The 3,866-nt window shown below is 34.4% G+C and carries 5 protein-coding genes and 1 pseudogene; 5 read left to right on the top strand and 1 reads right to left on the bottom strand.

Features of this window, described 5'->3' with window-relative positions:
• The first annotated feature begins 69 nt into the window (after window positions 1–69).
• Window positions 70–1,101 (top strand): RHS repeat domain-containing protein, encoded by a 1,032-nt coding sequence (locus BM141_RS22100; RefSeq protein ID WP_091549604.1) that lies wholly within the window; start codon window positions 70–72, stop codon window positions 1,099–1,101.
• 4 nt (window positions 1,102–1,105) lie between these two features.
• Window positions 1,106–1,630, top strand: coding sequence for an SMI1/KNR4 family protein (locus BM141_RS22095; RefSeq protein ID WP_143091080.1), 525 nt, complete (start codon window positions 1,106–1,108; stop codon window positions 1,628–1,630).
• On the opposite strand, the gene BM141_RS22705 is transcribed toward BM141_RS22095, so the two are convergent.
• Window positions 1,601–1,795: a hypothetical protein gene (locus BM141_RS22705; RefSeq protein ID WP_143091079.1), complete on the bottom strand. Its 195-nt coding sequence runs from the start codon at window positions 1,793–1,795 to the stop codon at window positions 1,601–1,603. The genes BM141_RS22095 and BM141_RS22705 overlap by 30 nt on opposite strands.
• Window positions 1,796–1,889: 94 nt before the next feature.
• Here BM141_RS22705 and BM141_RS22090 point away from each other — a divergent pair, with 94 nt between their 5' ends.
• From BM141_RS22090 to BM141_RS22080, 3 genes and pseudogenes are all read left to right on the top strand, one after another.
• Complete coding sequence (locus BM141_RS22090) at window positions 1,890–2,801, top strand: RHS repeat domain-containing protein (protein ID WP_091549602.1); 912 nt, start codon at window positions 1,890–1,892, stop codon at window positions 2,799–2,801.
• 6 nt (window positions 2,802–2,807) lie between these two features.
• Complete coding sequence (locus BM141_RS22085) at window positions 2,808–3,356, top strand: hypothetical protein (RefSeq protein ID WP_143091078.1); 549 nt, start codon at window positions 2,808–2,810, stop codon at window positions 3,354–3,356.
• Window positions 3,357–3,587: 231 nt separating this feature from the next.
• A pseudogene (locus tag BM141_RS22080) lies at window positions 3,588–3,866 on the top strand (RHS repeat domain-containing protein); the annotation flags it as partial.

Genomic DNA, 3,866 nt, shown 5'->3' with positions numbered 1-3,866 from the left:
TATATAGCCAATCAACAAGTATAAATCTTTTTGCTATTGTCAGTTTTCCCTGTTCTCTTCGGCTTGGGCATGAAGGGCTTGGATTACACTGCACCAAATCCGAATACAGAGAATAAGTTTACTTTTAATGGACAGACAGAGAAGGAAACCAAGCTAAATCTCCACTGGCATGAAACAGCGTTTAGGAGCTACGACCCACAGTTAGGGAGGTTTCACCAGATAGACCCACTGGCAGACTTGTTTACAGGGATTAATCCTTATCAGTTTGGGTATAATAATCCGATAAAATTCAACGACCCACTTGGTCTGGCGAATCAGGACAGTGCTGCTGCAACTCCACCAGGACCCGACCCCAATCAAGAAAGAGAAGAAAAGAAGAAGGCACAAAAACAGCAACAATGGCAAGACTTTTTAAATCAAACAGCAATAAATAATATGTGGGGTGAGTTAAATGGAGATGATAATGGACAAAATGGATTTACAAATCCCCAAAATATATTAGAAAGAGCATGGAATGACTTTTCTGGTCGAGGCTATTTAAATATGGCACATGATTTTTATGCTAACAGAAAGGGGGACATCATTGCAAGATCATTTTTAGGTAGTAAGGCACACATCATTTTTATAGAAGAAGGAGAAATAAGAATTATATCTTTTGGAAATGATTTCGGAACAGAGGTTGTAAAAAATGTGTTTGATATGCTAATTATAATTGTAGAGAGTGAGTTTCAAATTGGTGGGAGTGATTCTGGAGATAATATCAAGCAAGCCAATATTTTCAGAGCAAGAGGTTACGCTACAGCTTTCTATAAAGCATTTCCTCAATTTTCACGTTTTATTGGCACAGGTTTGATGCAAATACATCATCGAATTCCTCAAGATTACAGGCGTTTATTTGGTAATCAGGCAATTGATAATTTATCTAATTTATCAGCAATACCGACATGGTTGCATCAACAACAAGTTACTCCCTTATGGGGAGCTTTCAAAAAAGCTTTCCCCAATCCAACACAAGGACAAGTACAAAGATATGCCAAATTAATAGACTCCATTATTGAACCTTGGGTAAATAATATTAACGCAATAATTAAACAAAATTAATTTGATGAAAAAAATATTAGAACAAATAAAAGATTTGTCATTGCAATATCCTCATAAGGTAACTTTATATCCTCCAGCTGACAATGCATTAATTAAATCATATGAGAAATTACTAAATGTTGTATTTGATGAACAACTTTTGCAACTATATTTATTTAGTAATGGTATATCTCTTATGGATTACTGTATTTCAGGATTTAAAAATAGGAAGCTTATTGATTTTTTTAACCTAAATTATTCCTTATGGGAAGGTAATTTATTATTGAAAGAAAAATTTATCAGTTTCATGATAACAAGTAAAGGTGACAACTTTGGACTTATCTACGAATCAAACCAAAAAACTTATGTAGTAGGCTACATAAATAATATTTACAGCCAAGATTATCTCATTGTAGGAAATTCAATAGAAGATTTTTTTACAAAATTTCTTCACAAAATTTCTTATATTCTTTCAGTAAATGAAAAAGACAATTACATTGAGTACATAGATGATGAGTTTCTACCAATAGACATAAGGAGCTGGCAGTAATGTAAATTTTGCTGGTAAAATCTTACTGGTCGAACTTTGCGACCCCGTTTGCCTTAGACCTAAACGAAGTATGTCTAAGGCATTTGCTTTGCCAATCTCTATTGGCGTGTAGGTGCGAAGAGTTTTATTGTCTTGGTGGTCTATATATAGGGGCGAGTTTTTCACGTGTTGCACCCCGCGTCAAAAGACATGAAAAATTGCATTTTCATTCATAATTCATCATTTATAATTCCTAATTTTACTCTCCTTCGGCTTGGGCATGAAGGGCTTAGATTACACTGCACCAAGTCCGAATGTGGAGAATAAGTTTACCTTCAATGGCAAGGAGAAGCAGACAGAACTTGGGCTGCACTGGCACGACTACGGGGCGAGGAACTATGATGCTCAGATAGGGAGGTGGCATAGTATAGACCCTCTGGCTGAGAAAATGCGTAGGTGGTCGCCTTACAATTATGCTTTCAATAATCCAATTAGGTTTATTGACCCTGATGGAATGGCGCCGCTTGGGGATTTTTACAGTAGTAATGGTAAAAAAATTGGCTCTGATGGGATAAATGATAATAAAAAATACATTGTTTTCAATAAAGATGAAGCCAAAACAATAGAAAAGACAAGCAAAGCAGGAGGACTTACCCAGCTAAGTTCTGTTAAAAGTGGGGTTTCAATATCACAAAAAATCATAGCAAGAGCAGAAGAAGCAATAAGAAAACAAGATGAAACAGGCAATGAGCATGGTTTTGTTGCGGCAACAGATGGCAGCACTTCGTCTTTACTTACTAATGGTGAAAAAGGAGAAGTGTCTCTTGGTCTTGGTTATGAAGAATTAGAAGGTCAAGGGAAAATAACTGAATTTGATGTTCATACCCATCCTAGCGACTATGAAATAAATACTGACGGGTCTTTTATAGCATCAAGTCCAACCCCTTCTGGAGAGGCAGGAAAAGTCGGCGGAGATGGAGATTACAATTATAGAGGCTTAAAAGAACGTCAGAGGAAAGTAACAACAGCCAATAGTTGGGTGATAGGTATGGAAACAACTGTAATAGAGAGTAATGGTAATCTTACACCAAATCAAGTACGGAAAGTTTCTTTTTACAATAATTCAAGTACAAATCATACTATGAAATGGGATGATTTTAAAAAATTAGCTACCAAAGTTTTAAACCAGTAATCAAAAATGAAATATACATATTTTGCATTTTTTATTATTCTATCTTATTTGTTTGAAGCAAAAATATATGCTCAGATTCAAATACCACCACCTACAGTTACTTATAAAACAAGTATTAAACCTATGTATATATATGATAAAATAGGAGATAGCATACTTGTTTATCAGTCAAAAAAAGTCCGCTTTATCAGTGATGGCAAGATTTTTTTGAAAGTAAAACGCTTCAAAATAAATGTACCTAAATCTTTTCGTTTTGTTAGGCAAGCCTTTATTAAAAATGCTTTTTTTTATCAATTTTCAAATAATAAGATTGAAATAATTATTGAGATACATAATAATAATTTTATGATAGAAAGGCTAACTTTTTGTGAGTGTGATAAAATTCCTAAAAGTATTTTAGCTACTTTGTCAACTTCTAAAATATTTGTGGAAAGGCAGAGTAATAAATTTTGTGGTTTTTTCCAAACAAAAAATTATCTTGTTTATTATTTAAATACTGATATAGAGGATGTTGATAAGTTAAATGAAGCAATAATGAGTATTCAAGAGAAATAATTAGGGTTGCCTCCTGTTTGCCTTAGACTTAAACGAAGTGTGTCTAAGGCATTTGGTTTTCCAATCTCTGATTGGCGTGTAGGTGCGTAAGCAGTAGAGGTAAGTTTTATTTCTTGGTAGTCAGTAGGTTATGCAAAGTATAGTTTTTCACGTCTTTTGACGTGAAAAAATGACTTTATGTTTTCTCATTCATAATTCATCATTTATAATTCCTAATTTTACTACCCCTTTGGCTTGGGAATGAAGGGCTTAGATTACACTGCACCAAGTCCGAATGTGGAGAATAAGTTTACTTTTAATGGCAAGGAGAAACAAACTGAATTGGGCTTGAATTGGATAGATTATGGAGCGAGGAATTATGATGCACAGATAGGGAGGTGGCATAGTATAGACCCGCTTGCTGAAAAAGGTAGAAGGCATAGCATTTATTCATACGTTTACAACAATCCTATTGTATTTATTGACCCTGATGGGATGATGCCAAAATATAACTGGAATACAGGACAGTAT

This window comes from Thermoflexibacter ruber, from assembly GCF_900113045.1.
GTDB classification, from domain to species: Bacteria; Bacteroidota; Bacteroidia; order Cytophagales; family Thermoflexibacteraceae; genus Thermoflexibacter; species Thermoflexibacter ruber.
The sequence above is the reverse complement of the archived record's forward strand: the minus strand, read 5'-3'. Positions and strand labels throughout refer to the sequence as shown.